18 protein-coding genes are annotated in these 20,497 nt (G+C 73.3%); 4 read left to right on the forward strand and 14 right to left on the reverse strand.

All coding sequences use genetic code 11. The features are described from left to right. Positions 1-23: 23 nt before the first annotated feature. Positions 24-1,598: an MFS transporter gene (locus ABT295_RS11615; protein ID WP_352394508.1), complete on the reverse strand. Its 1,575-nt coding sequence runs from the start codon at positions 1,596-1,598 to the stop codon at positions 24-26. Positions 1,599-1,658: 60 nt separating this feature from the next. On the opposite strand from ABT295_RS11615, the gene ABT295_RS11620 reads away from it, so the two are divergent. Then, positions 1,659-2,456, forward strand: coding sequence for a deoxyribonuclease IV (locus ABT295_RS11620; RefSeq protein WP_352394509.1), 798 nt, complete (start codon positions 1,659-1,661; stop codon positions 2,454-2,456). Between the two features lie 185 nt (positions 2,457-2,641). Here ABT295_RS11620 and ABT295_RS11625 read toward each other — a convergent pair whose 3' ends face one another. The 5 genes from ABT295_RS11625 to ABT295_RS11645 form a co-directional block, all read right to left on the reverse strand. Beyond that, positions 2,642-3,712 (reverse strand): ABC transporter ATP-binding protein, encoded by a 1,071-nt coding sequence (locus tag ABT295_RS11625; protein ID WP_352394722.1) that lies wholly within the window; start codon positions 3,710-3,712, stop codon positions 2,642-2,644. 89 nt (positions 3,713-3,801) lie between these two features. Continuing rightward, entirely contained in the window at positions 3,802-5,367 is a 1,566-nt protein-coding gene (locus ABT295_RS11630) for an ABC transporter permease (protein WP_502991105.1), read from the reverse strand. Positions 5,368-5,374: 7 nt separating this feature from the next. Further along, the gene (locus tag ABT295_RS11635) at positions 5,375-6,418 is read right to left on the reverse strand and encodes an iron ABC transporter substrate-binding protein (protein ID WP_352394510.1); all 1,044 of its coding nucleotides are present in this window, start codon (positions 6,416-6,418) and stop codon (positions 5,375-5,377) included. A gap of 234 nt (positions 6,419-6,652) precedes the next feature. Further along, the gene (locus tag ABT295_RS11640) at positions 6,653-7,513 is read right to left on the reverse strand and encodes an ABC transporter permease (RefSeq protein ID WP_352394511.1); all 861 of its coding nucleotides are present in this window, start codon (positions 7,511-7,513) and stop codon (positions 6,653-6,655) included. Then, positions 7,510-8,562 carry an ATP-binding cassette domain-containing protein gene (locus ABT295_RS11645; RefSeq protein WP_352394512.1) on the reverse strand — a complete coding sequence of 351 codons (1,053 nt, stop codon included), beginning with the start codon at positions 8,560-8,562 and terminating at the stop codon, positions 7,510-7,512. The genes ABT295_RS11640 and ABT295_RS11645 overlap by 4 nt, the downstream gene beginning before the upstream one ends. 195 nt (positions 8,563-8,757) lie before the next feature. On the opposite strand from ABT295_RS11645, the gene ABT295_RS11650 reads away from it, so the two are divergent. After that, positions 8,758-9,162, forward strand: a complete 405-nt coding sequence (locus ABT295_RS11650; protein ID WP_352394513.1) for a helix-turn-helix domain-containing protein — start codon at positions 8,758-8,760, stop codon at positions 9,160-9,162. 26 nt (positions 9,163-9,188) lie between these two features. On the opposite strand, the gene ABT295_RS11655 is transcribed toward ABT295_RS11650, so the two are convergent. The 4 genes from ABT295_RS11655 to ABT295_RS11670 form a co-directional block, all read right to left on the reverse strand. Continuing rightward, positions 9,189-10,142 carry a phage tail tip lysozyme gene (locus tag ABT295_RS11655; RefSeq protein WP_352394514.1) on the reverse strand — a complete coding sequence of 318 codons (954 nt, stop codon included), beginning with the start codon at positions 10,140-10,142 and terminating at the stop codon, positions 9,189-9,191. A gap of 12 nt (positions 10,143-10,154) precedes the next feature. After that, entirely contained in the window at positions 10,155-11,276 is a 1,122-nt protein-coding gene (locus ABT295_RS11660; protein ID WP_352394515.1) for a peptidoglycan recognition protein family protein, read from the reverse strand. Then, positions 11,246-11,995 (reverse strand): D-Ala-D-Ala carboxypeptidase family metallohydrolase, encoded by a 750-nt coding sequence (locus tag ABT295_RS11665; RefSeq protein WP_352394516.1) that lies wholly within the window; start codon positions 11,993-11,995, stop codon positions 11,246-11,248. Before ABT295_RS11665 ends, ABT295_RS11660 begins: the two co-directional genes overlap by 31 nt. A 127-nt stretch (positions 11,996-12,122) precedes the next feature. Beyond that, positions 12,123-12,554, reverse strand: a complete 432-nt coding sequence (locus tag ABT295_RS11670; RefSeq protein WP_352394517.1) for a hypothetical protein — start codon at positions 12,552-12,554, stop codon at positions 12,123-12,125. Between the two features lie 238 nt (positions 12,555-12,792). Here ABT295_RS11670 and ABT295_RS11675 point away from each other — a divergent pair, with 238 nt between their 5' ends. Next, complete coding sequence (locus ABT295_RS11675; protein ID WP_352394518.1) at positions 12,793-15,195, forward strand: ATP-binding protein; 2,403 nt, start codon at positions 12,793-12,795, stop codon at positions 15,193-15,195. A gap of 18 nt (positions 15,196-15,213) precedes the next feature. Here the strand turns inward: ABT295_RS11675 and ABT295_RS11680 are convergent, their stop codons facing one another. From ABT295_RS11680 to aztD, 4 genes are all read right to left on the reverse strand, one after another. After that, positions 15,214-15,825 carry a ClpP family protease gene (locus ABT295_RS11680; protein WP_352394519.1) on the reverse strand — a complete coding sequence of 204 codons (612 nt, stop codon included), beginning with the start codon at positions 15,823-15,825 and terminating at the stop codon, positions 15,214-15,216. After that, positions 15,822-16,430, reverse strand: coding sequence for an ATP-dependent Clp protease proteolytic subunit (locus tag ABT295_RS11685; RefSeq protein ID WP_352394520.1), 609 nt, complete (start codon positions 16,428-16,430; stop codon positions 15,822-15,824). Before ABT295_RS11685 ends, ABT295_RS11680 begins: the two co-directional genes overlap by 4 nt. A gap of 110 nt (positions 16,431-16,540) precedes the next feature. Beyond that, positions 16,541-17,377 carry an alpha/beta fold hydrolase gene (locus tag ABT295_RS11690; protein ID WP_352394521.1) on the reverse strand — a complete coding sequence of 279 codons (837 nt, stop codon included), beginning with the start codon at positions 17,375-17,377 and terminating at the stop codon, positions 16,541-16,543. A gap of 98 nt (positions 17,378-17,475) precedes the next feature. Then, positions 17,476-18,732, reverse strand: coding sequence for a zinc metallochaperone AztD (gene aztD / locus ABT295_RS11695; RefSeq protein ID WP_352394522.1), 1,257 nt, complete (start codon positions 18,730-18,732; stop codon positions 17,476-17,478). Between the two features lie 115 nt (positions 18,733-18,847). Between aztD and ABT295_RS11700 the strand changes: the two genes are divergently transcribed. Beyond that, positions 18,848-20,494, forward strand: a complete 1,647-nt coding sequence (locus ABT295_RS11700; RefSeq protein ID WP_352394523.1) for an FAD-binding dehydrogenase — start codon at positions 18,848-18,850, stop codon at positions 20,492-20,494. Positions 20,495-20,497 lie beyond the last annotated feature (3 nt).

Raw genomic sequence — 20,497 nt, forward strand, 5'->3', positions numbered from 1 at the left:
ATTATTGCTTGCATAAGGGAGGCTTATGCAAGCGGGTCACCATTCGGTCCTCGGCGCAGCGCCCGCGTGATCGCCACGGCACACCCGGCGAAGAGCAGCACGCCGACCCAGGCGACGACGGCGAGGCCCGAGCTGAAGGCGTCCTGCGCCGCCGCGGCGAGCTCCCTCCCGGCCGGCCCGGGCAGCCCGTCGGCCACCCGGAGGGCCCCGGCGAGCGAGTCGAGCGCGGCACCGGCGTCGCGCGTGCCGGCATACGGCCCCAGCGCTCCGCGGTAGACGAGCGTGGCGAGCGAGCCGAGGCCCGCGACCCCGACGGCGATGCCGAACTCGGCCGACGTCTCCGAAAGGGAGGCGACCGCGCCGGCCCGCTCCGGAGGCGCCGACCGCATCATGAGGCCCATCGTCAGCGTCGAGGGCACCATGATGCCGAAGGAGGTCAGGCACATCCCGAGCACGAGCAGGCCGAGACCGCCGCCCGCACCCAGCTGCGTGTGGAGCACGAGACCGGCCGCGCAGAGCAGCAGTCCACCGGCCATGCTCGGACCGGTGCCGAGCCGCCCGGCCACGCGTGCCGACAGGGCCGAGCCGGCGAGGAGCGCGACGTTGGCCGGGAGCATCCACAGCCCGGCCCCGAGCGGGTCGAGGCCCGCCACGAGCTGGAGCCACTGGGACCCGAGGTACGAGACCCCCGCCATGACGACGCCGCCGACGAGCATGACGGCGAGCGCGGCCGCGAACACCCGGCTGCGGAAGAGCGTGAGGTCGACGAGCGGGTTGGCGATGCGGCGCTGGCGCCGCAGGAAGAGCAGGCCGAGGGCCGCACCGAGCCCGACCGACGTGGCAGCCACGGTGGCGCTGCCACCGCGGGCGACCTCCTTGAAGCCGTAGATGACGGGCAGGATCGCGCCGAGCGAGAGGGCCGCGCTCAGCACGTCGACGGGCGCGTCGGAGCGCCGCTCCGACTCCGGCAGCACGCGCGGGCCGACGACCACGAGCAGCACCATGAAGGGGACGCCGAGGAGGAACGCCGAGCCCCACCAGAAGTGCCGGAGCAGCAGGCCGCCCACGAGCGGGCCGAGCGCCATGCCGCCCATGAAACACGCGTACCAGGCACCGATCGCGGCCGTCATCTGCTTCTCGTCGGGGAAGATCGTGCGGATGAGCCCCATCGTCGAGGGTGTCAGCGTCGCCCCGGCCACGCCGAGCACGGCCCGGCAGACGATGAGCTCGCCGGGGCTCGTGGCGTAGGCGGCCGCGGCGCTGGCCACGCCGAACGCGACGGCACCGACGAGCAGGAGGCGCCGACGACCGATGCGGTCGCCGACCGCGCCCATCGTCACGAGCAGGCCGGCGAGCACGAAGCTGTAGATGTCGAGCATCCACAGCTGCTGGGTGGTGCTGACCCCGAGGTCGGCCGAGAGCTCGGGCTGTGCGAGGTAGAGCACGCTGACGTCGAGGCTGAGCAGCAGCGCCGTCAGGGCGAGCACGGCGAGGGCGAGGCGCTGGCGACGGCTCGGCCGTGCGGGGCGTGCGGGGCGTGCGGATGGCGCCGGTCCGGCGCCCGGGGCGCCGAGGGTGGTCTCCGTCGAGGTCGTCATGCCCTGACGTCGAACGGGGCACCGCGTTCTCGACACCCGCTCCCGGCATACGCTGGCGGCATGGCCCTACACATCGGTGCGCACGTCGACCAGGAGGATCCCATCGCGGAGGCGCGGGCGCGGGGTGCCTCGCTCTCGCAGCTGTTCCTCGGCGACCCGCAGAGCTACAAGGGCCCGGTGATCCGGTATGCCGGTGGAGCGGCCGCGCTGCGCGCGGACGCCGAGGCGGCGGGCATCGACCTCTACGTCCACGCGCCCTACCCCATCAACGTGGCGAGCCTCAACAACCGCATCCGCATCCCGGGCCGCAAGCTGCTCCAGCAGCACGTGACCGCGGCCGCGGAGATCGGTGCCAAGGGCGTCGTCGTGCACGGCGGGCACCTCGGCGTCGACGAGGACGCCGCGAAGGGGTTCGACAACTGGCGCAAGTGCATCGAGGGGCTCGACCTCGCGGTGCCGCTCCTCATCGAGAACACGGCGGGCGGCGACAACGCGATGGCGCGGCGGCTCGAGGCGATCGCGCGGCTCTGGGACGCCATCGGCGGTGCGTCCGGCAGCGACCAGGTGGGCTTCTGCCTCGACACGTGCCACGCGCACGCCGGCGGCAACGACCTCGGCACCGTCGTCGACGAGGTGCGCGCCATCACCGGGCGCATCGACCTCGTCCACGCCAACGACTCGCGCGACGAGTTCGACTCGGGCGCCGACCGGCACACGAACTTCGGCTCCGGCCACATCTCCGGCGACGCGCTCGCCGACGTCGTCCGCGCGGCGGGGGCGCCCGTGGTGTGCGAGACGCCGGGCGGGCTCGAGGGCCAGACGGCCGACATCGCCTGGCTGCGCGCGAACGCGGGCTGAGCCGCCCCGACGATCCAGACGAAACCCTCGCCCAATCCTGACCGGGGCTTTACCCCACGGCGGTCCGCGCGGGCCTACGGTGCATGAGGTTGCTTCGGCATTCGCGTCCCGCCATCACCTCCTCGGTGGCGGGGCGCGCCCATGTCCGGGCCCTGCGGGGAGCGCCGCGAGCCGTGCGAGCCGCGTCAGCCGGCCGGTGGGAAGGCGATGGCCTCGCCCTCGATGCGCAGCCGCAGCTCGGTGCCGGGCGCCGCGATGAACGCGTTGGAGTGCCGGATGCTGATGATCTCGCCCTCGCGCGCGAGGGCCGAGGTCTCGCACCCGGGCTCACGGCCCGAGGTCAGCTCGAGGCGGACGGTGCTCTCCGGGCCGAAGTAGTCGGTGTCGACGACGACGCCGCGGATCGGGCCCTCGGGGTCGACGCGGATCTGCTCGGGGCGCAGCATGAGCTGCACCCGGCCCCGGTGCGTGGTCGGCGCGAGGGGCACCGCGCCGAGCGAGCAGGTGGCCCGGTCGCCGTCGACCCAGGCCTCGAGCATGACGGCGTCGCCGAGGAACTCGGCGGTCGCGCGGTCGACGGGGCGGGTGTAGACCTCGAGCGGGCTGTCGACCTGCGCCAGCGTCCCGCCGCGCATGACGGCCACCTGGTCGGCGAAGCTCAGCGCCTCGGCCTGGTCGTGCGTCACGAGGACGGTCGTGATGCCGGCCGCCCCGAGCACCGCGGCCACGGTGCGCCGGGTCGCGACGCGCAGGCCGGCGTCGAGCGCCGAGAAGGACTCGTCGAGGAGCATCAGCTGCGGCTCGCGGGCGAGCGCCCGGGCGAGCGCCACGCGCTGCTGCTGGCCGCCGGAGACCTCGTGCGGACGGCGCGAGGCGAGCGCCCGGTCCAGGGAGACCATCTCGAGCAGCTCGTCGACGCGGGCCCTCGCGCGGCGTCCGCCCCCGACGGCGCCGCCGACGAGGCCGAAGGCGATGTTCTGCCCCACCGTGAGGTGCGGGAACAGGGCGCCGTCCTGGGCGACGTAGCCGACGTTGCGGTGGTGCGCCGGCACCCACGCGCCGTCACCGGCGACGGGCTGGCCGCTGAGGCGCACGCTGCCCGAGTCGGGTCGTTCGAACCCTGCGATGAGCCGCAGGAGCGTCGTCTTGCCCGACCCGGACGGTCCGACGATGGCGGTCGTGCTGCCGGGCTCGACCCCGAGGGTGACGCCGCGCAGCACCTCCTGCGCGCCGAAGCTCTTGGTCAGCGCGGCCACCTCGAGACGACCGGTGGTCGTGTCGGTCGGGCCGGTCTCGACGGTCGTGTCGGTCGTGTCGGTCGTGTCGGTCTTGCCGGTCTCGTCGGTCACTGTCCCACCGCTTTCTTGGACTGCTGGAAGAGCAGGTAGGTCATCGGGGCCGACAGCGCGACCATGAGGAGGGCGTACGGGGCCGCGCCGGCATAGTCGATCTCGCTGCTCTTGGCCCAGAACTCGGTGGCGAGGGTGCGCGTGCCGTTCGGCGAGAGCAGCAGGGTGGCTGTCAGCTCGTTGACGATGGCGAGGAAGACGAGCGCAGCGCCGCCCGCCGCGGCCGGGGCGGTGAGGCGCAGGGTGACCCGGACGAAGGCCACGAAGGGGCGCACGCCGAGGGCCTGCGCCGCCTCCTCGAGCTCGCGTGGCGACTGGGCGAGGCCGGCGCGCAGGCTGACGAGCGCGCGGGGCAGGAAGAGCAGGACGTAGGCCGCGACGAGCACCACCGCGGTCTGGTAGACGGCGGGCAGGACGCGGATGCTGACGGTGACGAACGCCAGGCCGACGACGATGCCGGGCATCGAGCTCGTCACGTAGTTCGACAGCTCGAGCGAGCGGGTGAACCAGCTCGGCCGGCGCACCGCGAGGAAGGCCATCGGGAAGGCCACGAGCACCGTGGCGGCGGCGCCCGCGACGCCGTAGAGGAGCGTCTGGGTCAGCGCCGGCACCAGCTCGTCCGGGGCCCAGATGGCCGACCCGCCGAGCACGACCCAGCGCACGACGAACCACATCGGCACCCCGACCGCGAGGGCGACGAGGAGCAGGAGCGAGAGCTGCGCGGGCACGTGCAGGCGCCCCAGCGGCATCCGGCTCGGGGCCGCCTGGCCGCCCGAGCCGACCTTCGCGTAGCGGGCGTGACCGCGGCTGCGCACCTCGGCGAGCAGGAGCAGGAGGCAGAGCAGCACGAGCACGCTCGCGAGCATGTTGCCGGCCGCGCCGTTGAAGGTCGACTGGTACTGCACCATGATCGCGGTCGTGAAGGTGTCGAAGCGGATCATCGCGAAGGCACCGTACTCGGCGAGCAGGTGCAGGCCGACGAGCAGCGCGCCGCCGGTCATCGCGAGCCGCAGCTGGGGCAGCACGACCCGGCGGAACACCCGCCACGGGCCGAGGCCGAGCGCTGCCGCGGACTCCTCGAGGGCGGGGTCGAGGCGGCTCAGCGTCGCGGCCGCCGGGATGTAGACGAGCGGGAAGTAGGACAGCACCGAGATGAGCACGCCGGACCACAGACCGGCGAGCGACGGCACGGCCGAGACCCACCCGTAGCTGTTGACGAAGGCCGGGATCGCGAGCGGCGCCGCGAGCGCCAGGGCCCAGAACCGGTGACCGCGCAGGCGGGTGCGCTCGACGAGCCAGGCGCCGCCGACGCCCAGCACGAGGCACAGCGGCACCGACACGAGCATGAGCAGGACCGTGTTGAGCAGCAGCTCGCCCACCCGCGCCCGGAAGATGAGGGGCGCCGCGGCATCCCACCCGGTGGCCACGGTCATCGCCACGACGTAGCCGAGCGGCATGAGCGAGAACAGGGCGATGAGCACGGCGAGCACCGGGAGCACCGGCGGACGCCGACGCTCCCGGTGCTCCCGCGGCCCGTGGGTCGCGATCTGGGCGGTGGTCACCGGAGCACTACAGCAGACCAGCCTGGGTCATCAGGTCGGTGACCGTGGCGGAGTTGAGCTTGGCGGGGTCGACGGTCGGGGCCTGGAGGTCCTCGAGGGGCACGAGCGCCGGGTTCGACGGGACGTCGGAGGCGACGGCGTACTCGAACGAGGTGCCCTTCTCGAGCACCTCCTGGCCGCTCTTGCCCGTGATGAAGGCGAGTAGCTTCTGCGCGTCGGCCGCGTGCTTGGAGGACTTGAGCACGCCGCCGCCCGAGACGGACACGAAGGCGCCCGGGTCCTGGTTCTTGAAGTAGTGCGTGCCGACGTTGCCCGAGTTCTCGCCGGTCTTGGCCTGGTCGCCGTAGTAGTAGTAGTGGTAGATGAGCGCGGTGTCGACCTCGCCCGAGTTGACCGCCTTCATCGCGGTGCTGTTGCCCTTGTAGACCTTCGCGTTGGTCTTCATGGCGGTCAGCCACTCGTTCGTCGCGGCCTCGCCCTTGAGCTCGAGCAGGGCCGAGATGATGGCCTGGAAGTCGGCGCCCGACGGCGAGGCCGCCCAGCGGCCCTTCCACTCCGGCTTGGCGAGGTCGAGCATCGAGGCGGGGAGCTGGTTCTCCTGCAGCTTGCGCTTGTCGTAGACGAGCACGGTCGAGCGGGCGGCGATGCCGGTCCACTTGCCGGTCGACGGGCGGAACTGCTCGGGCACCTGCGCGAGGGTGGCCTTGTCGACGTCGGCGAAGAGGCCGGCGTTCTCGACCTGCGTCATGGCGGGGCTGTTCTCGGTGAGGAAGACGTCGGCGGGCGAGGCCGCACCCTCCTGCATGATCTGGTTCGACAGCTCGGTGTCGGAGCCATCGCGCACCGTGACCTTGATGCCGGTCGACTTCGTGAAGGCGTCGACCCACTCCTGCGTCAGGCTCTCGTGCTGGGCGTTGTAGACGGTCAGCTCGCCGCCGCCGGCGGCGGTGCTGCCGGACCCGGAGCCGGAATCGGAGCCGCAGGCCGCGAGCCCGAGGGAGGCGGCGGTGAGCAGGGCGGTGCCGGCCAGGGGCCGGGGACGGAACGTCATGGCAGGGAGTCCTTCAGGGGTTCGGCGACGTGGAGGATGCCGCCGGTGCCGGCGGGCGCCCCCCACCCTACGCCATAGGTAAGGCTACCCTTACCACTGGTTCACCGGCCGGACGGGCGCGCGACCCGGGTCGGGGCCGTCACCGCGACGTGGCCGAGGACGTCGTCGTCCTGCGCCACCACGATGGCCGCGATCCCCTCGGGTGGCAAACCGGTGCCCTCGACGGGCAGCCACTCAGTCGGTGGTGCGCCGGACGAATGCGCGGACGGCGAGCGGTGCCACCACCCCGGTGATGAGCAGCGACCAGATCACCGTCGTCACGACGGGGTGCTGCAGCGGCAGCGCCGCGTCCGCGGGCGCGGCCGGGACGTTGCCCCACAGCTCGCGCATCGCCTGGACGAGCGCGCTGACCGGGTTCCACTCGGCCACCGTGCGCAGCCACGGCACCATCCCCTCGGTCGGGGCGAAGGTGTTGGCGAGGAAGGTGACCGGGAAGATCGTCGTGAACATCAGCCCGTTGACGGCCTCCGCCGAGCGCATCGAGCACCCGACGAGGACGCCGACCCAGATCATCGCGAAGCCGAAGAGCAGCAGCAGCGCGAGGGCCAGCACGGCGTTGCCGAAGCCGCCGCGGATGCGCCAGCCGATCGCGAGGCCCGTCATCGACATGACGAAGATGCCGATGCTCGAGTGGATGAGGCTGTAGACGCTGCGTCCGACGAGCACCGACGACCGGGAGATGGGCAGCGACCGGAAGCGGTCGATGATGCCCTTGTCGAGGTCCATGTTGAGGCCGATGGCGACGATGAAGGCGGAGAACGCCATCGTCTGGGCCATGATCCCGGGCAGCAGCCACTCGCGGTAGGAGCCGCTGTCGGTCTGGATCGACCCGCCGAACACGAAGGCGAAGAGCAGGACGAACATGATCGGCTGGATCGTGACGTCGGTCAGCATCTCGGGCTGGCGCTTGATGTGCTTGAGGCTGCGCCAGACCATCATCCCGATCTGGCGGGAGCGGCTCGGCGGCTCGTAGTCGTGCGGACCCGTGGGAGCACCGACGGTGGCGGTGGCGGTCGTCGTGGCTCGGTCGGTCATCGGGACTCCTCGGCGGTGGAGCTGGTGTCTGGGGTGCCGTCGGCGCTGTGTGCGTTCGTCTCGGGCGCGTCGGTCTCGGCGCGGTGCCCCGTGAGGCTGAGGAAGACGTCGTCGAGGCTCGGCCGCTGGAGGCCGAGGTCGTCGAGCTCGATCTCGCTGCGGTCGAAGACCGCGGCGACCCGCGTCATGTCCGACAGGCCCTCGGCCGGGGCGGTGAGCCGCCGCGCGGAGACGTCGACGTGGACGCCCTCGACGTGCGCGGCGAGGAGGGCGCGTGCCGACTCGAGCTGCTCGGCGTGCGAGACCGTGAGGACGATCGCGGCCTTGCCCGACTGGTCCTTGAGCTCGAGCGCCGTGCCCTCGGCGATGATGCGGCCGTGGTCGATGACGACGATGCGGTCGGCCAGCTGGTCGGCCTCCTCGAGGTACTGCGTCGTCAGGAGCAGCGTCGTGCCGTCGCGGACGAGCCCGCGCAGCACCTCCCACAGCTCGACACGGCTGCGGGGGTCGAGGCCCGTCGTCGGCTCGTCGAGGAAGAGCACGGGCGGGGTCGCGATGAGGCTGACGGCGAGGTCGAGGCGCCGGCGCATGCCGCCGCTGTACTCCTTGATGACCTTGTTGCCCGCGTCGGTCAGCGAGAAACGCTCGAGCAGCTCGTCGGAGAGGCGGTGCACCTCGGCCTTGGGCAGGCCGTAGAGGGAACCCATGAGCCGGAGGTTCTCGCGGCCGGTGAGCAGCTCGTCGACCGTGGCGGCCTGGCCGGTGAGTCCCATGCTGCGGCGGACCATCTCGGGCTCGCGCGCCACGTCGTGGCCGGCCACGCGGGCGGTGCCGCTCGTCGGCCGGCTCAGCGTCGTCATCATCCGGACGGTGGTGGTCTTGCCGGCGCCGTTGGGCCCGAGCAGGCCGAGGACCGAGCCCTGCGGCACGGTGAAGCTGACGTCGTCGACGGCTGTCATGTCGCCGAAGCGTTTGACGAGGTGCTCGGCCTCGATGGCCGGCCCCGTGAAGCGGTGGCGCGTGGACGGCGCGCCGATGGTCGTGGTCATGTGCGGCTCCCCGGTGAGTGGCGACGATGGAGCGACCGTAGCCGCCCCCACCGACAGCCTCGCGCACCATGTGCACAGCATCAACATCTTTTGGTGACGAGTTCGCCCACGGCGTAGCGGCGTCGGTCCGGTGCCGGCGCCACCCGGGCCGTGCCCGTGCGAGGCTGGGTCGACGCACCGAGATCGGAGACGGCCATGACCCCCATCGCCACGCACCCGCACACCCCCGCCCCGCTGCTGCGGGAGATCTACGGTCGGCTGCTCCGCGGCCTGCGCACCCGCCAGGCCCGCACGCTCGCCGAGGTCGCCGCCCGCGCAGGCATCTCGCTCGCCTACCTCTCCGAGGTCGAGCGGGGCCTCAAGGAGCCGTCGTCGGAGGTGCTCGAGGCCGTCTGCGTGGCCCTCGGCTCCAGCATCACCGACCTCGTCGGCGCGGCGCACCGTGAGCTGCGGGCGCTGGCGACCGACGAGCCGGCCGGCAGCCGCGTCCTCGACCTCACGTCGCGGGTGGGCTCGAGCGTCGTCGGGACCCTCGAGCACGCCGCCGCGCCGACCGGGACCGTGGCCGACGCGACGGGTGCGGTGCTGCTCGTCGCCTGAGCGACGCGCTCGAGTCAGTCGACGGGTCAGTCGACCAGGCTGCCCCACGTGTTGTTGCCGGCGACCCCGTCGACGACGAGCCCGCTCTTGGACTGGTAGGACCGCAGGGCCGAGTACGTCGCCGGCCCGAACGAGCCGTCGACGGTCAGCGAGTAGCCGGCGTCGACGAGCTCGCGCTGCAGACCCTTGACCGCCTCGCCCGTCGAGCCCTGCCGCAGCACCGGCAGCAACGAGTACCAGGTGTTGTTGCCGACGACCCCGTCGACCGACAGCCCGTGCGCCGACTGGTAGCTGCGCACGGCGGAATCCGTTGCGGGCCCGAAGGACCCGTCTGCCGTGATGCTCTTGCCGGAGGCCCGCAGCAGGTACTGCAGGGTGCGCACCGCGGCACCGCTGCTGCCGCTGCGCAGGACCGGCAGGCTCGTCTCCGTGCTGCCGCCGCCCGTGCCGCCCGAGCCGTACTTGCGCAGCACGTCGTTCGCGTACGCGATGCGCTGCGTCGTCGCGCACGTGCCGCACCGCTCGAACTTCTGCATGAAGACGGTCGTCGCCGAGTCGACCGTGGTCGCGGCCTTGAGGCTCGAGAGTCCGTAGCCGGAGAAGGTCGACAGCTCGTACCAGGTGAAGTCGAGCTGGGCCGCGAGGTCGTAGCGGTTGCGGCCGCTCAGCCCGGCGTACCAGACCATGTTGTCGCGGGAGTCGGTGTCCCACCGGCCGCCCTCGCTCCACTGCGCGATGCCGACGCCGGGACCGCCGGGCTGGTTCGCGTACGGGTTGATCGGGCTGCCCGACTCCTGGATGAGGTTGCCGACGACACCGGCCGACTGCCGCTCGGTCAGGCCCTTGGACACGAAGTAGTCGAACGCGATCTCGTCGGTCGAGGCGGCGAGCGCGCTCGGTGCCACGGCGACGCCGAGCACGGCGATCGAGGCCGCGGCGAGGAGCCCCGCGAGGCTCCTGCGGGTGGTGCTGGTCTTCATGGTTCCTCCGATCTACGCGAGCAGCCTGCTCCACGTGTTGGGGCCCACGACCGCATCGGCGTCGAGGGCATGGGCGGTCTGGAAGGCCTTGGTGGCCGAAGCGGTTCCCGCGCCGAAGACGCCGTCGACCGTGACGGCATACCCCTGCGCGGTGAGCGCGGACTGCACGCCGCGGACGGCGTCGGACGTCTGCCCCTGCCGGCAGGTGACGGCGAGGGGCGACTCCCAGGTCGCCCGTCCGACGACGCCGTCGGCCGTGAGGCCCTTGGCCTGCTGGAAGGAGACGACGGCAGCAGCAGTCCCGGCCCCGAACGCGCCGTCCGCCGTGACGCTGCGCCCGGAGTGCCGCAGCAGGTGCTGCGCGGCAGTGACCCGGAAGCCGCTGCTGCCCTGCTTCAGCGTCGGCCAGGTGCGGGTCGGCGGCGGGGGCGGGTTGCTCGTGCCCAGCCGCGTCGCCACGTCCGCACGCAGCTGGGGAAGCTTGGCGTACAGGGCATCTCCCGGGCACTCGGTGTCGAGGAAGTCCCGGTGCCCGTAGATGTCGGCCGGCCCGAGGCCGTAGGTCTGGCACAGGTACGCGCAGAGCGCGACGAGCGCGTCCCACTGCGCCGAGGTCGGCAGGGCGCTCGTGTAGGTGCCCTCGTTCTCGATGCCGATCGACGTCGAGTTCTGCCCCGTGCAGTGGGCCCCGAGGGGGAACACGGTGCTCGAGCCGGAGCCCAGGCCCTCGACCGAGCGGTGCCGCCCCTCCATGGTGAAGCCACCGCGGCTGATGGTGAACTGCTGGCCCGAGTCGATCCAGCCACGCGCGAAGTGCCAGGACTGGATGTTGCGCGCGAGGGAGTATGCCGCCGCCTGCGAGTGGTCGATCGTGTTCGCCGACGCCGTGTGGTGGACGAGGATCCTCTGCGGTGGCCCGGTCATGCCGACCGTGCCGGTCGCGGGCTGGGCGCCCCACGCGGCGCACGACGCGATGGCCGGGCGTGCGACGGCGGCGACCGCCGCGTTCGAGGGGGTGGCCTTGGCGACGCCGAGGCCCCCCACCGCGCCGACGCCGAGGGCGCCGGCGAGGAGGGAACGACGGGAGAGGGCGGGATCCACGGTCACCAGCCGGAGCAGGCGTCGGCGTCCCACGCGATGCTCGACCGGATGTCGACGTGCGCGTGGTCGCTGTGGTTGGGGTAGCCCGGGCCGAAGATGCCGCCGAAGCCGGCGTAGCGGGCCTGCTTGGCGATGCTGCAGATCGAGGTGGATCCGTCGCCGGGCACCAGGTCGAGGGCGCCACCGTCGAGGTGCACGCTGTTGCTCGCGCCGCCGACCGAGGCGTTGCACGCGGAGTCGCGGAAGCCGGAGGTCACCCGGAGCGGGTGGTCGCCGAGCTGGTGGCGCAGCGCCTCGGCGCGCCACAGCGCCCGCTTCATGTTCTCCTTCTGGGCCGCGGTGCCGGTGAAGCCCTTGCCGCAGTTCTCGCTCGCCTCGGCGTAGCTGAAGTGCACGGGCGTGCAGTCGGGGTCCTGCAGCGCGTAGATCTTCGAGAAGGTCGCCGGGCCGGCGACGCCGTCCGCCGAGAGGCCGTAGGCGCGCTGGAAGTTCGCGACGGCCGTCTTCGTCTGCGCCCCGAACGAGCCGTCGACGCCCATGACCTGGCCGCGCGGCACCCAGCCGGCCACGCGGATCTGCAGCTGCGTGACGTCGGCCCCGGACGCCCCGGAGCTCAGGGTGCGCGGCCACGAGTAGCACTCGTCCGCATGGGCCGTGGGTGCCGTGGCCGTCACGGTGGCGGTGGCGACGCCGAGCCCTCCGAGGGCGAGGGCGACGGCGGCGATGACGTGGGTGAACCTGTTCCTGCGCATGCGAGTCCCTTTCGTGCGGTCGTTCGGGTCGTGCTGCTCTTCGAGCCTCTCCCGGTCGGGAGCGGGGCGCGCGCCGAGCGCATGGGGAGCACTCCCCATGCGCTCGGCGCGAGGAGGTGGGCGTGGCTCAGGTGTACGGGTTGTCGACGGAGTTGCCGACGAGCGACCAGCCGGAGTCGTCGCCGACCCGGGCCTCGATGCGGCTGATCCGCTTGGAGTCGGTCCAGGAGAGCCCGTTGTAGGAGGTGTAGAGCCCGTCGCAGGCGTTCCCGCCGGTCGTGTCGTAGCGCTTCGTCGTGTACGTGTACGTGCCGTCGGTGTGCCAGACCTTGAGGTGGACGTAGCCGTTGTAGCCGTTGCAGTACGGGTCCTTGACGCTCATGTTGACGCTCGTCTTGTACGCGCTCTGGAACGACAGGGTGGCGCTGCCGCACGCGTGCGTGCCGCAGGCGTCCGAGCGGTTGGTCGCGGCGGACGCCGACCCGGCCGGCCCGAGCAGCAGGGCCGGGAGTGCCACGACTCCCACGAGGAGGGGAAACGCCTTCTTCTTCAGGTTCATTCGGGTCGTGCCTTCCGGTTCGAGGCCGCTCCCTGCGGCGGCCCGTGACCCCACCGTGGCCGCGGCGCCCTCGCGGCCCCACGGACAACCCGCACAACGAGGCCGCACATCGCTCGTCCGAGTTGCGGGCGGGCCACACCTCCCCCACGATGCGAAGGCGGGATCCCACCCGGTCCCGCCTTCGCTCGCGTTGGCCACCCCGAGTGGCCACCAGACCGCATCAGGGGACGGTATGGACGTGGATTTCGGGACGGTGCTGCGACGGCTGCGCAAGCGCGCCGGCCTGACGCAGGAGGCGCTCGCCGAGTGCTCGGGGCTCAGCGTCGAGGGCATCAGCGCCCTCGAGCGCGGGCAGCGCCGTCACCCACGGGCCGACACCATCGACCTGCTGAGCGCCGGTCTCGGCCTGGCGGCCGACGAGCGTCGCACCCTCGTCGAGGCCGCGGCCCGGGCCCTGCCGGGCCGGGTCGCGCAGCGCGGCCGGGTGCCGCGGCAGCTGCCGGCCCGCACCCACGCGTTCACGGGCCGCGCGGACGAGCTGCGGGCCGTGACGGCGCTGCTCGCCGGCCCCGCCCGACGGGAGGCACCCGTCGTCGCCCTCGTCGGCATGGGCGGGCTCGGCAAGACGACGCTCGCCGTGCACGCGGCGTGGAGCGTCGAGGACGACTACCCCGACGGGCAGCTCTACCTCGACCTACGCGGCCACGACGCGCGGTCGCCGCTCACCCCGTTGCGCGCCCTCGTCTTCCTCATCGGGGCGCTGGGCGGCGACGCCACCGAGGTGCCCGACGACGTCGACCACGCCGCCGCGACCTTCCGCTCCCTCACGGCCGACTCCCGGCTGCTCGTCGTGCTCGACAACGCAGCCGACACCGCGCAGGTCGAGCCCCTGCTCCCCGCCGCTCCGGGGTGCGCCGTCCTCGTCACGAGCCGCCGGGCCCTGGCCGGGCGGGCCGACGTGCAACAGGTGCCGCTCGACGTCCTGCCGCCGCACGAGTCGCGGCAGCTGCTCGGCCGGCTCGTGGGCGAGACCCGCCTCACCGACGACCCCGTGGCGGCGGAGGAGCTGACGAGGGCGTGCGGCGGCCTGCCGCTCGCGCTGCGCATCGTCGGGTCCCGGCTCGCCGCCCGCCCCGCGTGGCCGCTCGGCTTCCTCTCCTCCCGCCTGACGGAGGCACGCACGTGCCTCTACGAGCTGTGCGCGGGAGACCTCGCGGTGCGCTCGAACATCGCGCTGAGCGTCGAGAACCTCGAGGCCGGCGACGACCCCGTCGACGTCGTCGCGGCCCGCGTCCACCTGTGGTGCGGCCTCCTGCCGTCCACGGGCCTGTCGGTGCCGGCGGTCGCGGCGCTCGTCGATCTGCCGGAGCAGGTCGCCGCGACGGCGCTCGAACGGCTGGCCGACGTCAGCCTCGTCGAGGCGACCGGTCCCGGGCGCTACCGCGTGCACGACCTCGTCCAGGCGGTGGCCCGCGAGCGGTCGGAGTCGCTGCTCGCACCGGCCGAGCGCGACGCCGCCGTGGACCGCCTCCTCGCCTTCTACGTCGCGGTCGCGTGGCGCACCCGGCACCACTGCCGGGCGGCGCCCGAGGGCGTCGACCTCACCGCACTCGTCGCGGCCTCGGGCGGCCTGACCGACCCGGGCGCGTGCCTCGACCTGCTCGTCGCCGACGCCGACCAGTTCACCGGCCTCGCCGTCACCGTGGCACGGACGGACTCGCCCGCCCGGGCGCGCCTCCCGTGGCTGGCGCTCGGGCTCATCACGTACTTCGTGACGCGCGTCGACATCGCCGGGTGGCCCCAGATGCTGTCGCTGGCGGACGCGGCCATGGACGCGGCGCCGCAGCCGGCGGCCCTCCGCGGCCATCTCGACGAGGACCTCGCCCTGGCGCTCAGCGGGCGCGGCGAGCACGAGGCCGCCCTGCGGCAGGCGCGCCGGGCCGTCGAGGTGTTCGGCGCGTGCGGCGCCGAGCGCTCCGAGGCCGCGGCGCTCGGCACCGAGGCGATCCTCCTCGGCCGGCTCGACCGGGCCGACGAGGCGCTGGAGCTGCGCGAGCGCGCCCGCGGCCTGAGCGAGCGGCTCGGCGACACCCGCGCCCTCGCCGCCGCCCACCGCGACCTCGGCCTGCTCCACGCCCGTCGCGGCGACCTCGGGCCGGCCGTCGAGCACGAGCGGCGCGCCCTCGAGCTCTACACGCGGGTCGGCGTCACGCGCGGCGTCGCGATGGCCGCGGTCAACCTCGGCGTCATGCTGCGCGAGGCCGACCGGCTGCCCGAGGCCCGCACCCACCTGGAGCGGAGCGTCGCGCTGTTCCACGAGATCGGCGACCGGGCCGGGCTGACCGAGGCCCTCGAGGAGCTCGGCTACTGGCACGTCATCGCCGGCGAGCCCGACGTCGGCCTGCGCATCCTCACCGAGGGGCTCGCCCTCGTCGACGACGCCGACTCCGGCCAGTGGGAGGCGAGCCTGCGCAAGCGGCTCGGCGTGGCGCTGCTGCGGCTCGGGCGGCGCGAGGAGGCCGAGCAGCACTGGCGTGCCGCCCTCGAGATCCACCGTCGCCGGGGCGAGTGGCGTGCCGTCGCCGAGGCGCACGGGCTGCTGGGCTCGGGCTCGACACCCCCCGCGGCCTCCGCCTCCTGACGGCCGGCGGCGACCCCGTCACCCCGCCCCGGCCACCGCCTGCGCGGCCCGCTCGACGACGTGGTCGACGATGCCGAAGGCGACCGCCTCCTGCGCGGTCAGCACCTTGTCGCGGTCGGTGTCGAGGCGCAGCTGCTCGACGCTGCGACCGGTGTGGCGGCTCAGCACCTCCTCGACCTGCGACCGCACCCGCAGCAGCTCGTCGGCCTGCAGCGCGAGGTCGCTGACCGTGCCCTGCCCACCCGCGGAGGGCTGGTGGAGCAGCACGCGCGCGTGCCGCAGCGCGAAGCGTCGTCCGGACTCCCCCGCCGCCAGTAGCACCGCGGCCGCCGACGCCGCCTGGCCGAGGCAGTAGGTGGCGACCGGGGTCGGCACGAACTGCATCGTGTCGTAGACGGCCATCAGCGCTGTGAAGGAGCCGCCGGGGCTGTTGACGTAGAGCGACACCTCGCGCTCCGGCGCGACGTCGGCGAGGTGCAGCAGCTGCGCCATGACGACGTTGGCCACGCCGTCGTCGATCTCCGTGCCCACGAAGATGATCCGCTCCTGCAGGAGCCGGCTGTAGATGTCGAAGCTGCGCTCCCCCGCCGGGGTCCGCTCGACGACGTAGGGGATCGTGTAGCTGCTCACCGCAGTCCCACCTTCCGCTCGACCCCGCCCGGGCGCACGTCCGTCAGCGAGCTGACGACGTGGTCGACGATCCCGTATGCCGCCGCCTCCTCCGCGCTGAACCACCGGTCGCGCTCGCTGTCCCGGGTGATCTGCTCCACCGTCTGCCCGGTGTGCTCGGCCTGCAGCTCGTTGACCCGTCGCTTGACCGCCTTGAGGTTGGCGGCCTGCACCTCGACGTCGGCGGCCGTGCCCTGGATGCCGGCGGACGGCTGGTGCATCATGATCCGCGCGTTCGGCAGTGCGAACCGCTTGCCGGGCGTGCCGGCGCCGAGCAGGAACTGGCCCATCGACGCCGCGAAGCCGAGCGCGAGGGTGGAGACGTCGTTCGGGATGACGCGCATCGTGTCGTAGATGGCGAGGCCCGCGGTGACGGAGCCGCCGGGGCTGTTGACGTAGAGGCTGATGTCGGCGCGCGGGTCACGGGCCGAGAGGAGCAGCAGCTGCGCGGTGACCCGGTTCGCGACCGGGTCGTCGACCTCGGAGCCGAGGACGATGATGCGCTGGTGCAGCAGCTCCATCGACAGCTGATCGTCCAGCGCGGCGGAGGAGAAGGTGTCGGTCATGCGTCCAGCCTGCGTCGTCACCACGCCGGGAGGAATCCCGCTCTGCCGCAGGCAGACACGCTGCGGGGCGCCCCGGACGTGTCGTCCGTGGCGCCCCGTGGCGCGCGGGTCTACTTCTTCAGGAAGTCGAGCAGTGCGGCGTTGAACTCCGCGGGGTGGCTGGCGTTGATCCCGTGCGGACCGTCCGCGATGACCACGAGCTCGCTGCCGCGGAGGGCGTCGTGCGTGCGGCGGCCCGATCCCTCGAAGGGCACGATCGCGTCGGCGTCACCGTGGACGACGAGGGCCGGGACGGTGATCGCGGCGAGGTCGTCGCGGAAGTCGGTCGTACCGAAGGCCTCCATGCAGCCGAGCAGCGCGCGCTGGTCGGACTGGCGACAGAGCTCGATCGCCTCCTGCCGGGTCGCCTCGTCGACCTTGAGGGTGCCGCCGGCCGAGAAGAAGTCCGTCGTGAACTGGTCGAAGAAGGCGTCACGGTCGCCCTTGGCGCCCTCCTCCATCTCCTGCGCGGCGGCCTCCGTGAGCGGACCCTCCGGGTTGTCCTCGGTGCGCAGCAGGTAGGGCGGGACGGCCGCCGCGAAGACGACGCTGCGCAGTCGGCCCTCGCCGTGACGGGTCACGTAGCGGGCCACCTCCCCGCCACCCATGGAGAAGCCGACCAGCGTCACGTCGCGCAGGTCGAGCGCCTCGAGCAGGCTGCCGAGGTCGTCGGTGAGGGTGTCGTAGTCGTAGCCGCCACGGGGCTTGTCGCTCTCGCCGAAACCACGCCGGTCGTAGGTGACGACGCGGTAGCCGGCGTCCGACAACGCGGGCACCTGCTCCTTCCACGACGCTCCGGAGAGCGGCCAGCCGTGGACGAGCACGACGGGGCGCCCGTCCCCGCCGGAGTCCTCGACGTGGATCTTGACGTCGTGGAGGAGGCCGGAGTCGGCGGTGACGTCTGTCATCGGATGTCCTTTCGTCGATGGATCCCCCGTCGGCGGGGGCCCCGGTGCCATACCCGGTGGTCACGGCGACGTCACCGGTCGCCGGCCCGGCCCCGCGCTCAGCCGGCGACACCCGCGATCTCGTTGGGCACGTGCGGGAGGGTCGCCTCGCCGGCCAACCGGCCGGTGGTGAGGTCGACGGCGACGAGGCGCGAGCGCGACGGCTCGGTGACGTAGGCCCGGTCACCGACGACGCGGACGGCCGGCCGCGGGTCCTGCCACTGCACCGGTTCACGCCATGGCCCCACGACCGGCACCGAACGCGTCACGACACCCGTGTCGGGGTCGACGACGCGCAGTCGCCCGTCGGTGCCGAGGACGAGCGCCTCACCCGCGGGCCCGCGCTCGAGGCTGCGGAACGAGTAGCTCGCCCCGGTCTCCACGAGCCGCAGCCGACCCGTCCTGGTGTCGACGAGCGAGATGCGCGTGGGTCGTTCGAGCTCGGCGTCCTCGTCGACCTTGTAGTCGCCGAGGACGACGCCGGAACGCTCCGACCCCGCCTGGTTGCCGATGCGGCCGTATGCCGTCGGACTGGCCACCTTGGTGAAGCGCCCGTCGCGGTAGACGAGGATGCCGTTCTCGCAGCCGAGGGTGACGACGTCGCCCGCTGCGACCGCCTCGCCGTGCAGCCCGGGGCAGTCGTCGGTGCGGGCGACCTCGGCGCCGGCGACGTCGAGCGCGACCGCCCCGGTCCGGGCCTCCTCGGTGCCGAGGCTGTGCACGAGCGTGCCGTCCGGCAGCGTCACGGCGACGCCGTGGTGGGCCGCGGGCGCCCGGTGTCGCACGACGTCGACCGACCCGTCCACGGCCCCGAGCGAGTCGGGGTCGAGCACCTGCATCTCCCCCGTCCCGTCGGCGAAGAGCGTCGTGCGCGTGCCGTGCACGACGACGTGCCCCGGGTGCGGTCCCCGGATCGTCGTGCCGGTGAGGCGCGGCGTCGTCGTGAAGGAGTGCCCGTGGTCGCCGTGCGGCTCGGTCCACGCGCCGAGGTCGAGCACGCGCCAGCCGTCGTCCTGCGTCACGAGCACGTGGCGCCCGTCACCGGCGGGGTTGAGCCGGACGAAGCCCGTGGTCGCCGCACCGCCGACGACCTCGAGGGTCGCGGCGTCGACGACCATGACCCCGTCGCGGTGGCTGACGGCGAGGCGGGGTGACGGGCCCTGGGCCTCCGCCGTCGGGGCGGCGGACGGCACCGGGGCCGATGTCGACGACCGGGAGTCGGCGGCACCGCCGGGCGCAGGACCGGGTGCGGCGCAGCCGGCGAGGAGGGCACCGAGGAACGGTGCGAGGACGAGGGCGGAGGTTGGGCGACTCATGCGAGAATGATTCTCATTCCCTACTGAGGAAGTCAAGCCCGATGGTTGACCGGTCGGAGCCCGTCGGCGAGGCTGGGCCCCGGGCGCCGCTCGGGCACCCCCCGGAAGGAGACCGATGGATGCCGACGTCGTCGTCGTGGGCGCCGGCCTCGCCGGGCTCGTCGCCACCGCAGAGCTCGCCGACCGCGGCAAGCGGGTCGTGCTCGTCGACCAGGAGGGCGAGCAGTCCCTGGGCGGCCAGGCGTTCTGGAGCTTCGGCGGTCTCTTCCTCGTCGACAGCCCCGAGCAGCGCCGCATGGGCGTCCGCGACAGCCTGGAGCTCGCGACCCAGGACTGGATGGGCTCCGCGCAGTTCGACCGCGAGGAGGACTACTGGCCGCGCCGGTGGGCCGAGGCCTACCTCCACTTCGCCGCGGGCGAGAAGCGGGCATGGCTCCGCGAGCAGGGGCACCGGCTCTTCCCGGTCGTGGGGTGGGCCGAGCGCGGCGACGGCCGGGCCGACGGCCACGGCAACTCGGTGCCGCGCTTCCACATCACGTGGGGCACCGGACCCGGGCTCGTCGAGCCCTTCGAGCGCCGGGTGCGCGCCGCGGTGGCCGACGGGCGCGTCACCCTCGCCTTCCGGCACCGCGTCGACGACCTCGTGGTCATGGACGGCGCGGTCACCGGCGTGCGCGGACATCGTCTCGTCGAGGACGGCGCGGAGCGCGGCCGTCCGAGCAGCCGCGAGGAGGTGGCCGACTTCGAGATCGCGGCGCAGGCGGTCGTCGTCACGAGCGGCGGCATCGGCGGCGACCACGAGCTCGTCCGGCGCGCCTGGCCCGCCCGGCTCGGCACGCCGCCGGCCCGGATGGTCGCCGGCGTGCCGGCGCACGTCGACGGCCGGATGCTCGCCATCACCGAACGGGCAGGCGGTCGGGTCATCAACCCGGACCGGATGTGGCACTACACCGAGGGCCTGCGCAACTGGGACCCCGTGTGGCACAACCACGGCATCCGCATCCTGCCCGGCCCCTCGTCGCTGTGGCTCGACGCCCGCGGACGCCGCTTCCCGGCGCCGTTCTTCCCGGGCTTCGACACGCTCGGCACTCTCGGCCACATCCAGCGGAGCGGCTACGACTACTCGTGGTTCGTGCTGACCCAGCGGATCATCGAGAAGGAGTTCGCCCTCTCGGGTTCGGAGCAGAACCCCGATCTCACCGGGCGGGACGTGCGGCAGGTGCTCGGACGGGCGCGGAGCGGCGCCCCCGCCCCCGTCGAGGCCTTCAAGCAGCACGGCGAGGACTTCGTCGTCGCGGGCACCGTCGACGCGCTCGCCCGCGGGATGAACGCGCTGACCGGCGACGGCCTCGTCGACGCTGCGGCGCTCCGACGCACCATCGTGGCGCGGGACAACGAGATCGCCAACGACTTCACCAAGGACGCCCAGGTCACGGCCATCCGCGGAGCGCGGAACTACCTGGGCGACAAGCTGATTCGCGTGGCCACACCACACCGGCTGCTCGACCCTGCCGCGGGTCCGCTCATCGCCGTCCGGCTCAACATCCTGACGCGCAAGACGCTCGGCGGCCTCGAGACCGACCTGTCCGGACGCGTGCTCGGCGCGGGCGGCCAGCCCGTGCCGGGGCTCTACGCCGCCGGCGAGGTGAGCGGGTTCGGCGGCGGGGGTATGCACGGCTACAACTCGCTCGAGGGCACCTTCCTCGGGGGCTGCCTCTTCAGCGGTCGGACGGCGGGCCGCGCGGTCGCCGCCGCGCTCTGAGCC

It is taken from the genome of Terrabacter sp. NPDC000476 (assembly GCF_040300125.1).
In the GTDB taxonomy this organism is placed as follows: domain Bacteria; phylum Actinomycetota; class Actinomycetes; order Actinomycetales; family Dermatophilaceae; genus Terrabacter.

What these genes read in the sequence shown, in the direction of transcription:
- ABT295_RS11690 (WP_352394521.1), bottom strand. Translation starts at nt 17,377, where the DNA reads ATGACAGACGTCACCGCCGACTCCGGCCTCCTCCACGACGTCAAGATC.
- ABT295_RS11645 (WP_352394512.1), bottom strand. Translation starts at nt 8,562, where the DNA reads ATGACCACGACCATCGGCGCGCCGTCCACGCGCCACCGCTTCACGGGG.
- aztD (WP_352394522.1), bottom strand. Translation starts at nt 18,732, where the DNA reads ATGAGTCGCCCAACCTCCGCCCTCGTCCTCGCACCGTTCCTCGGTGCC.
- ABT295_RS11635 (WP_352394510.1), bottom strand. Translation starts at nt 6,418, where the DNA reads ATGACGTTCCGTCCCCGGCCCCTGGCCGGCACCGCCCTGCTCACCGCC.
- ABT295_RS11615 (WP_352394508.1), bottom strand. Translation starts at nt 1,598, where the DNA reads ATGACGACCTCGACGGAGACCACCCTCGGCGCCCCGGGCGCCGGACCG.
- ABT295_RS11640 (WP_352394511.1), bottom strand. Translation starts at nt 7,513, where the DNA reads ATGACCGACCGAGCCACGACGACCGCCACCGCCACCGTCGGTGCTCCC.
- ABT295_RS11665 (WP_352394516.1), bottom strand. Translation starts at nt 11,995, where the DNA reads ATGCGCAGGAACAGGTTCACCCACGTCATCGCCGCCGTCGCCCTCGCC.
- ABT295_RS11655 (WP_352394514.1), bottom strand. Translation starts at nt 10,142, where the DNA reads ATGAAGACCAGCACCACCCGCAGGAGCCTCGCGGGGCTCCTCGCCGCG.
- ABT295_RS11670 (WP_352394517.1), bottom strand. Translation starts at nt 12,554, where the DNA reads ATGAACCTGAAGAAGAAGGCGTTTCCCCTCCTCGTGGGAGTCGTGGCA.
- ABT295_RS11620 (WP_352394509.1), top strand. Translation starts at nt 1,659, where the DNA reads ATGGCCCTACACATCGGTGCGCACGTCGACCAGGAGGATCCCATCGCG.
- ABT295_RS11685 (WP_352394520.1), bottom strand. Translation starts at nt 16,430, where the DNA reads ATGACCGACACCTTCTCCTCCGCCGCGCTGGACGATCAGCTGTCGATG.
- ABT295_RS11650 (WP_352394513.1), top strand. Translation starts at nt 8,758, where the DNA reads ATGACCCCCATCGCCACGCACCCGCACACCCCCGCCCCGCTGCTGCGG.
- ABT295_RS11700 (WP_352394523.1), top strand. Translation starts at nt 18,848, where the DNA reads ATGGATGCCGACGTCGTCGTCGTGGGCGCCGGCCTCGCCGGGCTCGTC.